This is a genomic window from Pseudomonas solani (genome assembly GCF_026072635.1).
Classification (GTDB): domain Bacteria; phylum Pseudomonadota; class Gammaproteobacteria; order Pseudomonadales; family Pseudomonadaceae; genus Metapseudomonas; species Metapseudomonas solani.
Window position 1 is genome coordinate 4,740,743 of record NZ_AP023081.1, and the last position, 18,629, is coordinate 4,759,371.

The 18,629-nt window shown below is 65.8% G+C and carries 8 protein-coding genes; 1 reads left to right on the forward strand and 7 read right to left on the reverse strand.

Annotated features, from left to right (window positions below; all coding sequences use genetic code 11):
* Positions 1 to 6: 6 nt before the first annotated feature.
* The 3 genes from PSm6_RS30295 to PSm6_RS21605 form a co-directional block, all read right to left on the reverse strand.
* On the reverse strand, positions 7 to 4,665 hold the full coding sequence (locus tag PSm6_RS30295; RefSeq protein ID WP_286672669.1) for a calcium-binding protein: 4,659 nt from the start codon (positions 4,663 to 4,665) through the stop codon (positions 7 to 9).
* A gap of 76 nt (positions 4,666 to 4,741) precedes the next feature.
* The gene (locus PSm6_RS21600; RefSeq protein WP_043242904.1) at positions 4,742 to 6,157 is read right to left on the reverse strand and encodes an HlyD family type I secretion periplasmic adaptor subunit; all 1,416 of its coding nucleotides are present in this window, start codon (positions 6,155 to 6,157) and stop codon (positions 4,742 to 4,744) included.
* A 94-nt stretch (positions 6,158 to 6,251) separates the two neighbouring features.
* Positions 6,252 to 8,390 carry a type I secretion system permease/ATPase gene (locus PSm6_RS21605; protein ID WP_184489449.1) on the reverse strand — a complete coding sequence of 713 codons (2,139 nt, stop codon included), beginning with the start codon at positions 8,388 to 8,390 and terminating at the stop codon, positions 6,252 to 6,254.
* Positions 8,391 to 8,698: 308 nt separating this feature from the next.
* On the opposite strand from PSm6_RS21605, the gene PSm6_RS21610 reads away from it, so the two are divergent.
* The gene (locus PSm6_RS21610; RefSeq protein WP_265168164.1) at positions 8,699 to 12,163 is read left to right on the forward strand and encodes a response regulator; all 3,465 of its coding nucleotides are present in this window, start codon (positions 8,699 to 8,701) and stop codon (positions 12,161 to 12,163) included.
* 33 nt (positions 12,164 to 12,196) lie between these two features.
* Here PSm6_RS21610 and PSm6_RS21615 read toward each other — a convergent pair whose 3' ends face one another.
* The 4 genes from PSm6_RS21615 to PSm6_RS21630 are packed head-to-tail and all read right to left on the reverse strand — an operon-like array spanning position 12,197 to position 18,559.
* On the reverse strand, positions 12,197 to 15,178 hold the full coding sequence (locus tag PSm6_RS21615) for a bpX6 domain-containing protein (protein ID WP_265168165.1): 2,982 nt from the start codon (positions 15,176 to 15,178) through the stop codon (positions 12,197 to 12,199).
* Positions 15,175 to 17,016: a hypothetical protein gene (locus tag PSm6_RS21620; protein ID WP_265168166.1), complete on the reverse strand. Its 1,842-nt coding sequence runs from the start codon at positions 17,014 to 17,016 to the stop codon at positions 15,175 to 15,177. The genes PSm6_RS21615 and PSm6_RS21620 overlap by 4 nt, the downstream gene beginning before the upstream one ends.
* 2 nt (positions 17,017 to 17,018) lie before the next feature.
* Positions 17,019 to 17,453, reverse strand: coding sequence for a bpX5 domain-containing protein (locus PSm6_RS21625; RefSeq protein ID WP_043242908.1), 435 nt, complete (start codon positions 17,451 to 17,453; stop codon positions 17,019 to 17,021).
* Positions 17,450 to 18,559, reverse strand: coding sequence for an AAA family ATPase (locus PSm6_RS21630; protein ID WP_021222116.1), 1,110 nt, complete (start codon positions 18,557 to 18,559; stop codon positions 17,450 to 17,452). Before PSm6_RS21630 ends, PSm6_RS21625 begins: the two co-directional genes overlap by 4 nt.
* Positions 18,560 to 18,629: the final 70 nt, after the last annotated feature.

The window sequence follows — 18,629 nt, forward strand, 5'->3', positions numbered from 1 at the left end:
CAGCGGTTACTGCCAGTTCGCAGCGATCACCACCTCCAGTTGCGCCTTCTGCTCGGGCGTCAGGTTGGAGCTGCCACCGGCAGGCGGCGCGAAGGCCGCCATGGCGTTGACCAGGTTCTGCACCTGGCTGTCGAGCAGGGTGTTGCCGTCGCCGGACTTGATGGTCTCGATATGGTTCGAAGTGCTCGAGTACCAGTTGCTGATGGTGACCTTGTCGGTGGAGTCGCGCAGGGTCAGTTCCAGGTTGCTGCCGTTGCGTTGGAGCCAGATATCGTTGGCGGAGATGCCTTGGCCGAAGAGAAGGGTGTCGCTGCCATCTGCATCGGCTAGCAGGTCCTGGCCATCTCCTTTGGCAAACAAGTAAGTGTCATTACCGTAGCCGCCATTGAGGCTGTCGTTGCCTTCTCCGCCATCGAGTATGTCGTCACCGGCAGCGCCGTTCAGTACGTCGTTGCCTGCCAGGCCCTTGAAGTGCACGGCATCGTTACCATAGATCCCGAAGCCGTCGTCACCGGCTGTGCCGGTGACCCCGAGTTCCATTTCCAGGCTGTTGAGAGTACGGCTGCTGCCATCGGCGAACTCGACTTTCTCTATCCGCATATACGGATTGGTGTACCAGTTGGTAAACGTGATGCTGTCGGTGGCGCTGTAGTGCAGGATGAGGTTTCTGCCTTCGCGGCTCATGCGCATGCCGGTGACATCGATACCTTCGCTGAAGCGAATGATGTCGGTGTAGAGGTAGTTGTCGGCGGTACTTTCATAGGTCTCGTCCAGGGTGTCCTGACCATCACCGAGGCTGAAGACATAGGTGTCACCGCCGTCATGACCGTCGAGGGTGTCGTTGCCCTTGCCGCCGATGAGGACGTCATCGCCGTAGCCGCCGAAGATGGAGTCGTTGCCCGCGCCACCGAGCAGGGTGTCATTACCGGCGCCCCCATTGATGCTGTCGTTGTCGTCACCGCCATCGAGGATGTCGTCACCGGCGGCGCCGTTCAGTACGTCGTTGCCTGCCATGCCTTTGAAGTGCGCGGCATCGTTGCCATAGGGCGCGAAGCCATCGTTACCGGCTGTGCCCGCAACCCCGAGTTCCATTTCCAGGCTGCTGATGGTGCGGCTGCTGCCATCGGCGAACTCGACCTTTTCAACCCGGAGGTACGGATTGCTGTACCAGCCGGCGAGCGTGATGCTGTCGGTGGCGCTGTAGTGCAGGGTGAGGTTTCTGCCTTCGCGGCTCATGCGCATGCCGGCGACATCGATACCTTCGCCGAAGCGAATGATGTCGGTGTAGAGATAGTTGTCGCTTGTGTTTACATAGGTTTCGGCCAGGGTGTCCTGACCATCACCGAGGCTGAAGACATAGGTGTCACCGCCGTCATGACCGTCGAGGGTGTCGTTGCCCTTGCCGCCGATGAGTACGTCATCGCCGTAGCCGCCGAGGATGGAGTCGTTGCCCGCGCCACCGAGCAGGGTGTCATTACCGGCGCCGCCATTGAGGCTGTCGTTGCCGTCACCCCCATCGAGGATGTCGTTGCCGGCAGCACCGTTCAGTGTGTCGTTGCCTGCCATGCCCTTGAAGTGCATGGGATCGTTGCCATAGATCCCGAAGCCGTCGTCACCGGGTGTGCCAGTGACCCCAAGCTCCATTTCCAGGCTGTTGATGGTGCGGCTGCTGCCATCGGCGAACTCGACCTTCTCGATCCGCACATACGGATTGGTGTACCAGTGGGGGATCGTGATGCTGTCGGTGGCGCTGTAGTGCAGGGTGAGGCTTCTGCCTTCACGGCTCATGCGAATGTCGGCGACATCGATGCCTTCGCCGAAGCGAATGATGTCGGTGTAGAGATAGTTGTCGGCGGTGCTTTCATAGGTCTCGTCCAGGATGTCCTGGCCATCACCGCGCTTGAAGACATAGGTATCACTGCCGTCATGGCCGTTGAGAGTGTCGTTACCCCAACTACCGAAGAGGACGTCATCGCCGTGGCCGCCGAGGATGGAGTCGTTGCCAGCTCCTCCGAGCAGGGTGTCATTACCCGCACCGCCATTGAGGCTGTCGTTGCCATCACCGCCATCGAGGATATCGTCACCGGCAGCACCGTTCAGTGTGTCGTTGCCTGCCAGGCCCTTGAAGTGCACTGCATCGTTGCCATAGATCCCGAAGCCATCGTCACCGGCTGTGCCAGTGACCCCGAGCGCCATTTCCAGGCTGTTGATGGTGCGGCTGCTGCCATCGGCGAACTCGACCTTCTCGATCCGCACATACGGATTGGTGTACCAGTGGGGGATCGTGATGCTGTCGGTGGCGCTGTAGTGCAGGGTGAGGCTTCTGCCTTCACGGCTCATGCGAATGTCGGCGACATCGATACCTTCGTTGAAGCGAATGACGTCGGTGTAGAGATAGTTGTCGCTGCCGTTTGCAAAGGTCTCGGCCAGGGTGTCGTGACCATCACCGAGGCTGAAGGCATAAGTATCACTGCCGTCAAAGCCGTTGAGGGTGTCATTACCCTTGCCGCCGATGATGGTGTCATCGCCGTAGCCGCCGAGGATGGAATCGTTGCCACCCAGCCCAAGTATGTAGTCGTTGCTTAGCGTACCGATCAGCGCGTCATTGGAAACACTACCCAGCTGAGTGTGCTGAGCGTTGACGTGGGATAGTTGATTACGAAGTCTATTGAGTTCTTCAGCGGACAACTGCTCTGCTAATGCAGGAATGAAAGACGCTTTAAGTAAGTCTGTCGATTTCTTGTCTGTCCAGATTCGGGAGAAATCCAATGCGTCGCTAATGGCTATGAATGGACTGTCATTCGCCGTAGCTGCGAACAGTGCGTGCATCCGATCGTAGTCAAGCTCAAACCCAGTGGTCGTGAGTTTGAGGTCAATCGTATCTACATATGGTTTCAAACGAGTCTGCAGGACCAGGCCGTCATAGATGGACTGCTTGAGGCTCTCATAGGCCTGGTTAAGCAAGCTGGCCTGGCCAGCGTTGAAGCCTAGGTGGTTCTCATCAATTACAACACTGCCTTGGGCCGTGCTGTAGGTGCTATTACTGCTGGCGGTACCTACACCAAGCGACAGCGTCAGACTATCGGTGCCTGAGCCAACCTTGCCAAACTTGAGGATGTTCTGCGCATTGAACACTTCGAGCGCTTTCACACGCTCAAGAAGCTTCTGGGTGCTCTGCTGTGCTTTGGTCGGTTGAGCACCGTTGGCCTCCCAGGAGTACTGGAAACGCACATCGGTGGTGCCGTCATCCAGCGCGTCGATGCGTTCATCGAAGGTCTTGTAGTCGGCGCTCTTGGCCCATTCGGCGATCAGTTGATCCAGTAGGCCCATCTGTTCTTCGCGGGTCTGCGCCTGGGAATAGGTGGCCAGCAGCGTCTTGAGTTTGGCATTGAGCATCGAGGCTTCGCGCAGGTCACGCACCGCGCCAGAGCCTTTCATGTCTGGCAGGGCCTTGGCCGTGTCATCCAGCGCGGTATGGTCGGTGAACTCGCGATAGAAGGGATTGCTGGACAGGTCCAGGTTGGCGGCCAGGCTCTGGTTGGCGTTGACCGTGCCTTCGCTGCCATCGCGACGAATGAAGCTGCCGACGGCGCTGATCAGGTTGCCGTTGGAGTTGTGGTTGCTCGCCGCTGAGTCCAGGTTGATGGCGACGATGTTGTGTTCGACCAGGGTCTTGAGCTCGCCTGCCTGGGCGATGCCGTCCTGGTTGGCGTCCTGCCAGATCTTCACATTGGCGAATTGGGCATCCTGGGCATCGAAGACGCCATCGCCGTTGCTGTCGAAGTCCTTGAGCGCATCGAAGCCATTGCTGGCTTTCTGGCCGTTGGCCTTGACGGTGTCGACGCCGAACAGCTCGCCGCCATTGTCGATCTTGCCATTGCCATTGCGGTCCAGCACGAGGAAGCCATCATCACCCTTGACCCAGCCGGTACCGGTCTTCAGGCCATCGCCATCGAAGTCGAAGGTGATGCCTGCATTGGCGCCGACGGTTTCGATGCCGTCGCCGTCTAGGTCGAGACTGAGGGGATCACGGCGTTCGACGAAGGCGTTGGCTTCATTGAAGTGTTGGTTGGTGGCCACACTAATTTGTGAGCCTGCATCGGTGCCATTGATGGCTGCATCAATTTGAGCCTGCCTATTCTTCAGGGCAGAGAAAGCGTTTCCTGCTAGACCACTTGAGACAAAACCATCTTCTTCAGGATCGAACATGTCAGCTGGATCCCAGTAGAAATCTTCCAGCTCGCCCTTAAATTCGATGAGACCGCCAAGGAAGCTGATAGATGCTTCGCCGGAGAATTTGAAGGCGCGATTGCCATCTTCATCAATACCTGTGCTCACGGTTAACTCACTGGAATACTCAGTTCCCCCAATGACTTTTCCAGATAGACCAATAAACATGGAGTCGTAAACGATATTATTGTTTGCGTCTATCGTTCCCTTGTTTCCGAAATGAAGCGTTGCCAGTCCGCCACGAATCGGAACGTTAACCTGTTCGGTGTATTTGCCTGTCGCGGGATCGTAGCTGATGCCGAATATGCCAATATCGCCGCTGATCTTTGCTATTCCATTAGCGTCAACTTCAATTGTTGCGCTGTGATTATTGCCTTCGGCTGTTACGGATAGCGTGCCGTCGCCATTGTTTTCGATATTCAAATTACCTGACATTTTGAATTCCTTTTAATGCTCTGATAGTTCTGCAGCTTGTTATGGCGCGCGATTGTTTTGTGAGGGGGCGTAATGATCACCGCTCCCCCAAACTCTCATCCTGATATTCCTTCAACGGACTCAGGAAATAATCGATCACCTTCCTCTTATCCGTTTTCACCTCCGCCCGCACGGCCATGCCGGGGGAGAGTTCGATGCGGTTGTCGCCGACCTGGATGCTGTTTTCCTTGAGCAGGATGCGGGTGCTGTAGACCAGGCCGCGTTTTTCGTCATCGATGGCGTCATTGGAGATGCTTTGCACGGTGCCGTGCACCACGCCGTATTTGGTGAAGGTGAAGGTTTCGACCTTGATCTCCACCTCCTGGCCGGGGTGGACGAAGCCGATGTCCTTGTTCTCCAGCATGGCTTCCACTTCCACCGGCTGGTCGCTGGGGACGATGACCATCAGCGGCTGGGCTTCGGTGACCACGCCGCCGTTGGTGTGGATGGCCAGTTGCTGCACGGTGCCGTCCACCGGGGCGGTGAGGCGCATCAGGCGGTCGCGCTGTTCGGCTTTCTTCAGCTCCTGGGCGAGGGAGGCGGCGCGTTGTTCGGATTCGTGCTGCAGGTCGAGCATGGCGCGGCGGGTCTGGGCCAGTACGGTGTTGCGCTGGCGTTCGGCGGCGCTGCGGGCGGCGGTGAGTTCGATGACGCGGGCCTGCTGGATGGCCAGTTCGCGCTCCTGGTCGAGGCGTGCCTGTTCCTTTTCCAGATAGGCGTGCTTGGCCACGTAGGCCTTGTCCAGCAGGCGCTTGTAGTCGGCGGAGAGCTGGCGGGTGATGGGCAGGGATTCCTCCAGCTTGGCCACCCAGGCCTTGGCCGCCTGGATTTCGGCGACGCGCTGGTCGATCTCCGAGTCGGCCTGGTCGAGGGTGCTGCGCAGTTCCAGGTATTGGCCCTGCAGCCAGCGCTGGGCGGCCAGTTGTTGCTCGGGGCTGGCCTCGGGGATGAGCGCGGCGAGGGAGGTGGGTTCGCCGCCGTCCTGGATGGCGTCGAGCAGGGCGCGGGCGCGGGCGCTGTCCACCTGGGCGGCGAGCAGGTCGCTCTTCAGGCGGTCGACGTCGGCGCCGGTGATCTGTGCGTCGAGGTCCACCAGCAGGTCGCCGGCCTTGACCTTCTGCCCGTCGTAGACGTGGATCGCCTTGACCACCGCCACCTCGCTGGGCTGGATGATCTTGGTCTTGCCGCTGGGCACGATCTTGCCGGTGGCGGTGGCCACCACGTCGATCTCGCCGACGCAGGCCCAGATCAGCGCGAGCACGGCGAAGGCGATGATCGCCCACTGGATGTAGCGCGGCGCCGGGTGCGGCGGCTGCTCCTGCAGGGCCAGGGCGGCGGGGAGGAATTGCACCTCGTGGCTCAGGCGCTGCGGGGCGTCCATGGCCTTGCGGTGGCGCCAGGCGTGACGCCAGGCGCTGCGGTAGCGGTTGATCAGTTCGCGTTTTGCGCTCATGGCCTGGGCATCCGTGCATGGGGGGCGAGGCTCGCCCCGGCCCTCTCCCGGCGGAAGAGGGCGTGGTTTTGTTCGGTCCGGGGTTGCATGCGTCTCAGCCCTGTTGCAGGCGGTGCAGACGCGAGTAGTGGCCGGCTTGGTGGGTCAGCAGTTCGGCATGGGTGCCCTGCTCGACGATCTGCCCGCGGTCCATCACTACGATGCGGTTGGCATCGCGTACGGCGGAGAGGCGGTGGGCGATGATGATCACCGTGCGGCCCCGGCAGATGTCCTTCATGTTCTGCTGGATGATGCGTTCGGACTCGTAGTCCAGCGCGCTGGTGGCCTCGTCGAAGATGAGGATGCGCGGGTTGCCGATCAGCGCCCGGGCGATGGCCACGCGCTGGCGTTGCCCGCCGGAGAGCGAGGCGCCGTGCTCGCCCACCACCGTGTCGTAGCCCTCGGGCAGTTCGAGGATGAACTCGTGGGCGCCGGCCAGCTTGGCCGCCTGCATCACCACCTCGATGGGCGCGCCCGGGTCGGTGAGGGCGATGTTCTCGCGGATGCTGCGGGCGAACAGCATGTTGTCCTGCAGCACCACGCCTATCTGCCGGCGCAGCGAGGAGACGTCTGCCAGGGCCAGGTCCATGCCGTCCACCAGCACCCGCCCGCGCTCGGGCGTGTAGAGACGCTGCAGCAGGCGGGTGAGGGTGCTCTTGCCGGAGCCGGAGCGCCCGACCACGCCGATCACCTCGCCGGCCTGGATGCTCAGGCTCACCCCGCGCAGCACCTCGGAGCCGTCCGGGCGGTAGCGGAAGTGCACCTGGTCGAACTCGACGTTGCCACGGATCGGCGGCAGCGCACTGCGCGCCGCCTGGGACAGCTCGGTGCGGGTGTTGAGGATGTCCCCCAGGCGCTGCACCGAGACACCGGTCTGCTGGAAGTTGGTCCACAGCTGGGCCAAGCGCATGATCGGCTGCGATACCCGCCCGGCGAGCATGTTGAAGGCGATCAACTGGCCGACGCTGAGGTCGCCGTCGATTACCAGCCGCGCACCCAGCCACAGGGTCGCCACGGTCACCAGCTTGCCCACCAGCCCCACGCCCTCGTTGGCGATGGTCGACAGGGTCTGGGTCTTGAAGCTCGCCGCCACGTAGCCGGCCAGCTGGTTGTCCCACTTGCGGTTGATCTGCGGTTCCACCGCCATCGCCTTGAGGGTGTCGATGCCGTTGACCGTCTCCACCAGGAAGGCCTGGTTCTCCGCGCCCCGGGCGAAGCTCTCGTTGATGCGGGCGCGCAGCACCGGGGTGATGATCAGGGAAATGAGGAAGTACAGCGGCAGCGACAGCAGCACCACCAGCGTCAGCCAGCCGCTGTAGAAGAACATCACGGCGATGAACACCACCGAGAACAGCACGTCCAGCACCAGGGTGATGGCGTTGCCGGTGAGGAAGCTGCGGATGTTCTCCAGCTCGCGCACCCGCGCCACCGAGTCGCCGACCCGGCGCGCCTGGAAGTAGGCCAGCGGCAGGGTCACCAGGTGGCGGAACAGCCGTGAGCCCAGCTCCACGTCGATGCGGCTGGCGGTGTGGGCGAACACGTAGCTGCGCAGGCCCGACAGCGCCGTCTCGAACAGCATGATGCCGAGCAGGCCGATGGCGATCACATCCAGGGTCGACAGGCCGCGGTGCACCAGCACCTTGTCCATCACCACCTGGAAGAACAGCGGCGTCAGCAGCGCGAAGATCTGCAACACGAAGGACACCAGCAGCACTTCGCCCAGCAGCTTGCGGTATTTGACGATGGCGGGGATGAACCAGGTGAAGTCGAACTTCGCCAGCTCGCCGGCCAGGGACGCCTCGGAGCGGATCAGGATCAGTTCGCCGCCCCAGCGCTCGGCCAGGGCCTCGAACTCCAGCACCTCCGGGCGCTGGGCGCGCGGGTCGTGGATCAGCGCCTTGCCGTCGTCCAGCCGCGCGATGATGAAGAAGCCGCCCTCGCGGTCACAGGCGATCGCCGGCAGCGGCGTGCGCTCCAGGCGGGCGATGGTGCTGCGGGCGGGGCGTGCCTTGAGGCCGAGCTTCTTGGCGGCGAGCAGCAGCTCGGCCTTGCCGAATGGGCGGCCGTCTTCGGCGAATTCGTGGGCGAGTTGTTCGGGGGAAGCGGCGACGTTATGGAAACGCGCGAGCATGACCAGGCACGCGAGGCCCGCGTCGAGCCCTTGCCCTGGCTCGTTAGGGGTGCTGTCCTGCATCAGGATTCCGTCCTTGGTGGTGGCATAGCGCCATGCAATGCGCGCGTCATTCTGCCAATACCCGCTCAGGCCGCAAAGCCGGCAGTTGATGAGCGGTTCTCATTCCTGATGGCGAAAGTGCGCAAGGCCCGATTTTGACCGGTCGGGTGGGTTCGCCGGGCGATCTTCCCGGGCGAAACGGGCACAACTAGCTACATTTTCCTCAAGCAGCCGCAGCGCTGCGCATTACGGGTCAGCGGTCGCCAGGGAATCGACGACGCGTTGGCCGCCCGTTTCCGGGTCTCGCGCATTCAATTCAGGGAAGGCCGATGAACGCCACCGCCAGCATCGACGAACGCAGTTTCCGCCGTATCCTCGCCCGCAACGTGGCCCTGCCGATTGGTGTCGGCGTGCTCGGCGCCACGCTGTTCATCGCCCTGATCGGCTACCTGCTCTACGTGCTCAACTGGGTCGAGCACACCGATATCGTCATGGGCAAGGCCAACGAGGGCTTTCGTTACACGCTGGACCGCGAGTCCAGCCTGCGCGGCTTCCTGATCGCCGGGGAGGACGCGTTCCTCGACCCCTTCGAGGACGCCGGGCCGCGCCTGGATTCGCGCATGGCGGAGCTGACCGAGCTGGTCAAGGACAACCCCATCCAGGTGGAGAAGATCCGTCGCATCGAGTCGATGCAGGAACAATGGGCCCGCTTCGCCAACCAGATGATCGAGCAGCGCCGTGCCGGCCAGGACATCACCGCCGCCGTCCGCGAGAAGCGTGGCAAGCAACTGGTGGATGGCATCCGCCAGACTTTTGCCGAGTTCATCGCCGCCGAGCAGCAACTGCGTCATGACCGCAACGAGCGGGCCAGCAACACGGCGATCTTCACCATCGCGGCCTACCTGCTGTTCAGCCTGTCTTTCAGCGGCTTGCTGGCGTACTTCGGGCGGCGCGAGCTGCTGGGCCTTTCCAGTACCTACGGCGCGACGCTGGAACGGCAGCTCGCCGATAACCAGAAGCTGCAGCAGCAGGCCTGGCTGCGCGAAGGGCAGTCGCGCCTGGCGGAGTGCATCATCGGCCAGCAATCGTCCACCAGCATCGGTCGCGCGGTGCTGGATTTCCTCGCTCAGTACCTCGGCATGGTGGTGGGGGCGCTCTATGTGCGCCAGGAGGATGGCGAGCTGCGCCGCGTGGCGGATTACGGCTTTTCCCCCGAGGAACAGGCCCGCGACCAGACCTTCGCCGATGGCGCGGGGATGGTCGGGCAGGTGGCGGTCGAGCGCCGTACCCGGGTGCTGGAGGGACTCGCGCCGAGCTACCTCAAGGTCAACTCCGGGTTGGGCAGTGACGAGCCGGTTTCAGTGATGCTCGCGCCCACCGCCACCGAGGGCAGCGTCAACGGCATCGTCGAGCTGGGCTTCCTGCGGGCGCTGGATGAGCGTGACCAGGCCTTCCTCGATGCCATAGGCGGCAGCCTGGGGGCCTCCCTCGAGGCGGCGCGCTACCGCCAGCGCCTGCACGACATCCTCACCGAGACCCAGCAGCTCAACGAAGAGCTGCAGGTGCAGCAGGAGGAGCTGCGCACCGCCAACGAAGAGCTGGAAGACCAGTCGCGGGTGATCCGCGAATCCCAGGCCAGCCTGGAGACCCAGCAGGCGGAGCTGGAACAGACCAATGAGCAGCTCAACGAGAAGACCCTGCGCTTGCAGGAGCAGCGCGACACCCTGGACGAGCGCAACCACGCTCTCGACCAGGCGCGCAAGGAGCTGCAGCGGCGTGCCGACGAGCTGGAGCGGGCCAGCCGCTACAAGTCCGAATTCCTTGCCAACATGTCCCACGAGCTGCGCACGCCGCTGAACAGTTCGTTGATCCTCTCCAAGCTGCTGTCGGAGAACCGCAAGGGCAACCTCGACGAGCAGCAGGTGAAATACGCCCAACTGATCTACTCCTCCGGCAATGACCTGCTGCGCCTGATCAACGACATCCTCGACATCGCCAAGGTCGAGGCCGGGCGCCTGGAAATCCGTCCCGAGCAGACCGAGCTGGCGCGCCTGGTGGAGGGCCTGGAGAACCTCTTCCGGCCGCAGGCGGCGGAGAAGTCGCTGGTCTTCGAGGTGCAGGTGGAAGCCGCCGCGCCCAGGCAGTTCTTCAGCGACAGCCAGCGGGTGGAGCAGATCCTCAAGAACCTGCTCTCCAACGCCTTCAAGTTCACCCAGGAGGGCAGCGTGCGCCTGCGTGTGCGGCCCGCCGACAATGGCATCGCCTTCGATGTCGCCGACACCGGCATCGGCATCAGCGAGGAGCAACGGGGCTTCATCTTCGAGGCCTTCCGCCAGGCCGACGGCACCACCAACCGGCGCTTCGGCGGCACCGGCCTGGGCCTGTCCATCTCGCGCAACCTGGCGGAGATGCTCGGCGGCACCATCGAAGTGAGCAGCGAGCCGGGGCAGGGCAGCCTATTCACCCTCTGGCTGCCGGAAAACTACCTGGCCAAGGAAACCGCACCAGCCCCCGTCGAGCCCGTGCAGTTGCCCGAGCCACCGCGCCTGGGCGACGAGAAGCCGGAGGCGCCGAGCTTCCCCGACGACCGCGAGCTGCCCCACCGGGGCGGACGCTGCGTGCTGGTGATCGAGGACGAGCCCAAGTTCGCGCAGATCCTCTACGACCTGGCCCACGAACTCGGCTACCGCTGCCTGGTGGCCCACAGCGCCAGCGAGGGCCTGCGCCTGGCCGGCGAGCACGGGCCGGATGCGGTGCTCCTCGACATGCGCCTGCCGGACGACTCCGGCCTCTCGGTGCTGCAGCGGCTCAAGGAGAGTTCGCGCACCCGGCACATCCCGGTGCATATCGTTTCCACCGACGACCGCACCGAGCCGGCGCTGCACCTGGGCGCCATCGGCTACGCGCAGAAACCCACCACCCGCGAGCTGCTGGTGGACGTCTTCTCGCGCCTGGAGGCCAAGCTTACGCAGAAGGTCAAGCGCGTGCTGGTGGTCGAGGGCGATGCATCCCAGCGCGACAGCATCGCCCGCCTGGTGGGCGACGAGGACATCCAGGTGGTCACCGCCGAGCGCGGCCAGGAGGCCCTGGAACAACTGCGCGAAACCCAGTTCGACTGCATGATCATCGACCTCAAGCTGCCCGACATGCATGGCAACGAGCTGCTCAAGCGCATGGCCGCCGAAGACCTCGGCGCCTTCCCGCCGGTGATCGTCTACACCTCGCGCAACCTCACCCGCGACGAGGAGGAGGACCTGCTCAAGCACTCGCGCTCGATCATCATCAAGGGCGCACGCTCCCCCGAGCGGCTGCTGGACGAGGTCACGCTGTTCCTGCACAAGGTCGAGTCGTCCCTCTCCAGCGACCGCCAGCGCATGCTGCAGACCGCACGCAATCGCGACAAGGTGTTCGAGAAGCGCAAGGTGCTGGTGGTGGACGACGACGTGCGCAACATCTTCGCCCTGATCAGCGCGCTGGACGAGAAGGGCGCCCAGGTGGTGACCGCGCGCAACGGCCAGGAGGCCATCGAGAAACTGGACGAAAACCCCGACATCGACCTGGTGCTGATGGACGTGATGATGCCGGTGATGGACGGCTTCGAAGCCACCCGGCGCATTCGCGAGGAGCCGCGCTGGGCCAAGCTGCCGATCATCGCCGTCACCGCCAAGGCGATGAAGGACGACCAGGAGCAATGCATGCGCGCCGGTGCCAGCGACTACCTGGCCAAGCCCATCGACCTGGAGCGCCTGTTCTCGCTGATCCGCGTGTGGCTGCCGAAGCTGGAGCGTTTCTGAAGCAGGGCGCGGCGAGGGTCGCCGCGCCGCTATTCAGCTGCGCAGTTCACGGAGCTCGCTGGTCAGGGTGTCCAGGCGCAGCAGGCGCCCGGTGCGGTCGAACAGCCGCCAGTCGTGCTCCAGGGAGCGGCTTTGCAGGGGCGTGTCGGACGGCCATTCCAGCTCGGCGCAGGTCTTCAGGGTGCGCGGGTTGACCAGCCGCCAGTGCGTCATCTCCGTATCCGTCGCTGTGCCGAGGAGCAGCCAGCCGTCGGCCAGCTTGAGGTTCGTCTTGTCGACCTGGTCCGCGCTGACGTCCGGCAGGGCGATCTCGCGGCTGCCGCCGTGGGTGTGTATCAGCAGGCTTTGCTCGCCCGCCTCGTTGCCGCGGAACCAGACTTCCAGCAATCCACCGTCCGGGTTGGGGACGTAGAACCCCCCTTCATGGCGGGACGGCAGCACCTCGTAGCGATGGGTCAGGCGCCGCGTCGGCAGGGCGTAGCGCCAGAGCTCGGTGCCGCCGCGGCCATCTTCCACCAGCCATTGCTCGAAGCCGGCGCAGCCCTGGAAGGCGAGCAAGTGCCCCGGCAGGTCGCTGACGTGCCAGACCACGGCGAAGGCCCGGTCGACATCCACCACGCGCACGCTGCGGCTGTTGCCGATGGTCCAGGAGGTGCCGTCGAATTCATAGGCGTGAAAGTCCATCGCCAGCACGCCGAGGTCGGTGGCCTTGCGGCTGACCAGGTCGAGCTTGGTGATGCGCCAGACCTGGTCGCGCCGGGCCAGCGCCAGGGCCGCGCGGCGGTTGCGGGCGAGGACGATGCGGTGGCCGGGCTCGGCGAAGCGGAACAGCGTTCGGCCCAGGTCGTCCAGCACCGCCAGGCCGGCTTCACCCAGGGCCACCAGGGTGCGCCCCTCGGGCAGGGGCGCGGCGTCGAGGATGGCCCTCTGGCCGGCCGGCGGAGCCTGCCACTGCAGCGGCGGGTTCTGTTGCAGCAATGGCGAGGCGTCCTGTTCCGGCAGCCCCTTGGGCGGCAGGTCGGCTTGCAGCAGCTTGTCCTGGCTGAGGTTGAGCAGGCTCTGCAGGTCGCGCCGCGACAGGTTGACCCGGCTTCGGGCGTGGTCTTCCAGCAGGGGCGGCAGTACCAGCCGCGCCAGCCGTTGCAGCTGTTCGTTGCTGCGGGTGCGGGGCACGGTGCCGACCCGGTTCAGCGCCTGGGCCAGGGCCAGGCGCTCGCCGGCCAGTGTCGGGTCGTCCCGCAGCGACTTCAGGCGTGCCGCGTAGGCATCCAGGGTGTCGGGCAGCAGCACGGCGCGCTTCACCAGGGCTTCGGCACTGAGGCCGCCGCCGGCTTCCTCGGCGCACAGCAGCCACTGGGCGGCCAGTTCCTGCTTGTCCGGCAGCGGCCAGATGACGTCCACGGCTTCCAGCCAGTCGCCCCGGGCCACCAGCATCTCGGCCCAGTCCTGGCGCAGGCGCTGCGCGGCCTGGGGCCACTTCTTCTCCAGCATTTCCACGGCATTGGCGAAGGCGTTGTCGCGGCGCGCCACCTGCAGCGCGGTGCGCCAGTCGCCGGCCAGGCAGTGCAGGCGCACGATGCTGTCGGCCGGCATGTCCCAGGCCAGCGCCAGGTCGGCGGCCTGGCGGAAGCGCAGGTGGCGCTCCAGGTAGTCCAGGGCTTCCTGGCGAGCCTTGAGCAGCTCGGCGAGGATGAACACCGCCTCGTCGATGCGCCCCTCGCGGTCGAGCTTCTCGAAGTGCTGACGATAGAGCGTGCGCAGGTGCGCTTCGAGGTCCTCGCCCAGGGAGATGGCGGTGCCCGGGCCCGTGCGCTTGCCGAGGTCGAGATCGTCACGCCGCGTCGGCGTGCCGAAGGCCTGGCCCAGGTCGCCCTGCTCGCCGCCCAGGGGCAGCGCGTGGCGCAGGGCTTCGGCGATGTCGCCTTCCTCGAACATCTTCAGCATGCGCCGCATGTAGGCACTCTGGCGGCGGTTGAGCAACTCGCTGAACTTCGAGGTGATGGCCAGGGAGGTGAGGAAGCGCCGCCAGGCGCTCGGCCCGCGTGGAGCCTGGGTGGCGCGGGACTTGATGGGCGGGGCGGCTGGGGCCTTGGCCGGTACCTGCGCCGCCGCTTGAGCAGGCGCCGAGGGCTGGGCGGTCCAGCCTTGCGGGTCGCCCTTGAAGAAGCGTCGCAGCGCGGCGAAGAACAGCATCGCGATAAGCACCGCAAGGGTCACCAGGATGACGATCAGCACGGTGTCCGAGCCGTCGCTCGGCGCTTCCACTATCGGTGCCGCGCTGAGGGTGGGCGGCGGGAGGTTCGTTGGTTGCCTCATCGCACCGCGGATGAAGTTGCCCACCATCATGATGGCGAACAGCGACAGCCAGAAGGCCCAACTGGCGCTGATCCCCGATTTGCCGGAGACAGCGCGTGAGGGGGCCTTGCGCGGGGTAGGTTTGCTGGCGGTGCCTTGGCCGGCGGCGGCCTGTTGCTGCAGCAGCGACTTGAGGAAGGCGTCGCGCTCCGGGCTCGGCGGCTTGACCTTGCCATCGAGGATGGCGTGGATGTCCTTGATTGGCGGCAGCACCTCCAGCATCGGCGGCGGCAGGATGGCACGGCAGTCGTAGGTGTCCAGCAGCGGGTAGCCGTCGAGGGCGATATGCTCTTCCAGGGCCAGGCGCCGGGCATCGACCAGGCGCAGCGCCTGCACCCGGCCGCCACGCACCAGCCAGAGATCGGCGGCCGGCAGCGTTGCGCGCTCTTCGGCGGTCAGTTCCGCAGAGCACAGGCCTCCATTCTTCAGCGCCAGCAGCGGCCAGCCGACCAGGCCGTCGCAGTCCATGGGGCGGGCGCTGGCGAAACGCAGCAGGTCGCCGTCGGCGAAGCGCCAGGCGCTGGCGTCGGCGTGCCAGTGGTGCAGCAGCAACGCCGTGCGTTCCTCGGCGCCCAGCCAGTCGGCCGGCAGCCAGAGCCCGGCCACCTTGTGGCGGCCCTTGAGCAGCGGCTGGCGAACCTGCGCATCCGGCGCGTTCATGGCTGGGCTCCTTGCTCATCGGCCAGGGTGCATTGGGCGCGCAGGCGCACCACTCGGTGCTGGCTGCAATACACCACCAGCTCGCGGGCGTGGGTGAGGATGGCTACCAGGCCGCTGGCGGGGCAGACGCTGAGGCGGGCGATGGGATCGGGGGAATCGAAGAACCTGCAATGGGTGCTGCCGTCGTACAGGCTCAGGCCCTTGCGGTCGCTGGTCATCAGCAACAGCGACAGGGCCTGGGTTTCGCGATCGGCTACCAGGCCTTGGGCGCTCCAGCCGCCGGGCACATCGAGTGTCCAGTCCTCCGCGCCTTCGCCCTGAAGCCCCTTGGGGCGGCAGAGCCGCCATTGTTCATGGGGAGTGGCATCCATCAGCAGGGCACAGGCGGGCAGGGAGTACGAATTGGCGACGCGGGCGATGAAGGCCTTGCAGGTGCCGCCGGCCTCACCGATGCGCAGGCGAACATTGGTCCGGTGGCTCGACAGCATTTCCTGCAGGACGACGCTCTGGTCGCGCTTGTACAGGTAGTAGAGCCGGCCGTCCCCGAAGCTGGCCATGGCCAGCACATCGGAGTCCAGCCGATGCAGGGGCGGCGGTTCGTGGCTCGCGGCCTGCTTGTCGCGGTTCCAGTACAGCAGGTGCCCGGCGGCATCCAGCAGGTACAGGCGCTGGCCGTTGTGATTGCTGTTGACCAGGGCCAGCGGCAGCAGGTTGGCGGTGCCCGGTGGGGCTTTGAGCTCCTCCAGCGGCGGGCGCTTGATGGCGCCGAAGCCCTGCAACTGCCAGAAACGCAAGTAAGCGCCGGTGTCCACGATGGCGCCGAGGCTCTTGCCCTGGAAGGCCATGGCCAGCGGCTGGTTGCCGGCGGGCCAGTTCTGCCGGCGCACCTTGGTGACGATGTTCTTTTTGCCGTGGGGCGGTGGCAGCTTGAACACCAGCGCGCCCTTTTGGTCGAGTAGCGTCAGCGCCACCATCTGCCCGGAGCGGGCGATCACCGGCGGCAGGGTCAGGGCCACTCGCGGGGCGTGCAGCACCCCAGGTTGGGCGAGTGCCTGTGGCCCGGGCAGGGTCATCAGGCCGAACTGCCCGCTCAGCAGGCGCTTGCCGATGGCGGGTGGCGGCAGCGGCAGGTCCAGGCTGCGACGGCTGCGGGCCTGTTGCAGGGCGACCTCCAGCGCCTTGCCATCGAGGTGGGTGGTGATCTGCAGCCCGTGGCTGATGCCCGCGTCTTCGGCCGTACCGCCGATCAGCCAGCGCTCGTCCGGCTCCGTCGGCAGCGCCTCGATCATGGCCTGCCAGGTTTGCCAGTGGGCGGGTTCGGCAGCCGTCCAGCTGCGTGCCTCGAGCACCCGGTTGAGGTCGGCGGGGCCTTGCAGGCCCTCATGCCAGGCCGGGCGTTGGAGGATGCCCCAGCGCAGCTCGCCGTCGGCTTCCCGCGCGCGGCGGGCGAGGAGGATCAGCATCGCCAGGTGGGCCAGACGCGGTGCGCCCAGTTGTCGGGGGCCGGCGTCGAACAGGGCGACGATCAGCCGGCTGCTGTGCCGTGCACGCTGCTGGGGGGCGAGGAACAGGTGCTCGCCGCCGGCGGCGCGGCGGAGGAATTCATCGGGAATCTCGTCGGCCAGCAGCCATTCGCTGGAGAGCAGCCGCTCATAGGGCCCGCGTCGTTGCAGGTCACCCAGGCCATCGGGTTCGGGCGGGCCGTTGGGCGTGCGCTCGCGGAAGGGGCCGACCAGGGCTTGCAGGCGGCCGAGCATCGCGGCGAGCTGTTCGGCGAGTTCCGGAGCCACGCCTTCCAGCAGGGGGTGCCAGGGCTTCAGGGCGTCGGGCAATTGCATGGTCAGCGTTCCTGCCAGTGGTCGAGGATGCGCGCCAGGTGGCCCTCGGAGAGCGGCAGCTGGCGGTCCAGCGGCACCGCCCTGGCCGGCGTGGGCCAGAGCAGCAGGGGAGCGCGGCCGTGGCGCCGGGTGAGGGCGCGGGCGAGCAGGTCCAGCGGCGCATCGGGGCTCAGCCGGGTCGGCAACCAGAGTTCGGGGGCCAGCTCGCAAGGGGCGGCGTAGTCGATGCCGTCCACCCAGGGCAGGGCCGCGGGCTCGCCGATCACCACCAGCAGGTCATCGCTGGCGGTGGCGTGCAGGCTCGCCAGCTGTTCATCGGGCAGGGCTGACAGGCGCGCATGCAGGCGCCGGGCGGCTTCGCCCCAGGCCACGGCGGCACGGGGTTCCAGGGCCTGGGCGCGGGGTTGCCAGCGCCAGGCCTGCTTCAGGGGGCTCATGCGGGTGTGGCGAGGCGGGCGACCAGGCGCTCACGCAGCTCGGCCAGCATCGGCGGCAGGGCGTCGGCGAGGAAGTTGGCGTCGATCTCCCGCAGCACCGCTTCCACGCTCGCGCCCTGGGCGTCGTCCAGGCAGGCGCGGGCCTCTTCGGCCAGGCGGCTGACCCGCGACAGCGGCTGCAGGGTGGCTTCTTCCACGGCGTTGAACAGGTTGTCGTTGCTGGCATGGGCGAACAGCTCGCGCAGCACCTCGCGGCCGTGCTGTTGCGCCTCCTGGGTCGGCAGCACGTAGAGCAGCGGCCAGAGGTCGGCCTCGGTGGCGTGCAGGCGCCCGCCGAGCAGCGCGGCGGCGGCGATCAGGCGCTGGGACTTGACGATGCGCCGGTCCGAGAGCTGCACGCCGGCCTGGCGCAGGCGGCGGATGGCATCGGCCAGGGCCGGGCGCGCGGCGTCCAGGTTCACCGTTTTCATGGCGCGGCCGAGGGTGTCGAGGTAACCCAGGTTGTGCTGCCCGACGATGGGCGTCTGCTCGGCCTGCCAGCCGCCGGCGAGCATGGCTTCGAGCTGGTGGTCCGGCACCGCCTCGACGAACAGGTGCAGCAGGAAGCGGTCGCCGAAGGCGGCCAGGGCCTCGTCCTCGGGCAGGCCGTTGGCGGCGCCGACGCAGACCCGCAGCGGGCAGTCGAGCTGGGTGTGGCCACGGCGGAAGCGCCGTTCGTTGAGCACGCCGAGCAGGGTGTTGAGGATGGCGGTGGAGCCGAGGAACACCTCGTCGAGGAAGGCGATGTCGGCTTCCGGCAGCATGCCGCTGACGTCGGTTTCCACGGTGCCTTCGCGCAGCTTGCGCAGGTCCACCGGGCCGAACAGTTCCGACGGTTCGGTGAAACGCCCCAGCAGGTATTCGAAATAGCGCCCGCCCATGGCCTGGGCGACGCGGCGCACCACGGCGCTCTTGGCGGTGCCGGGCGGGCCGACCACCAGCAGGTGCTCCTGGGCCACGGCGGCGAGGACGATGAGTTCGGCGAGCTGGTTGCGGCCGATAAGGCCGGTGGTGGCGGTGCGGATGGCGTCCCTGATGTGCCGGGCGGCCTCGTGGATAGCGTTCAAGACTGCTTCTTCCCTGTGAGCGAGGTGCGGATTTTCCGGGAAAAGCAGGCGCTGTCAAAGCGCTATTACG

Excerpts from the sequence above, each read along its gene's own strand:
- PSm6_RS21615 (WP_265168165.1), bottom strand. The coding sequence starts at position 15,178 with ATGAACGCGCCGGATGCGCAGGTTCGCCAGCCGCTGCTCAAGGGCCGC.
- PSm6_RS21605 (WP_184489449.1), bottom strand. The coding sequence starts at position 8,390 with ATGCAGGACAGCACCCCTAACGAGCCAGGGCAAGGGCTCGACGCGGGC.
- PSm6_RS30295 (WP_286672669.1), bottom strand. The coding sequence starts at position 4,665 with ATGTCAGGTAATTTGAATATCGAAAACAATGGCGACGGCACGCTATCC.
- PSm6_RS21600 (WP_043242904.1), bottom strand. The coding sequence starts at position 6,157 with ATGAGCGCAAAACGCGAACTGATCAACCGCTACCGCAGCGCCTGGCGT.
- PSm6_RS21625 (WP_043242908.1), bottom strand. The coding sequence starts at position 17,453 with ATGAGCCCCCTGAAGCAGGCCTGGCGCTGGCAACCCCGCGCCCAGGCC.
- PSm6_RS21620 (WP_265168166.1), bottom strand. The coding sequence starts at position 17,016 with ATGCAATTGCCCGACGCCCTGAAGCCCTGGCACCCCCTGCTGGAAGGC.
- PSm6_RS21610 (WP_265168164.1), top strand. The coding sequence starts at position 8,699 with ATGAACGCCACCGCCAGCATCGACGAACGCAGTTTCCGCCGTATCCTC.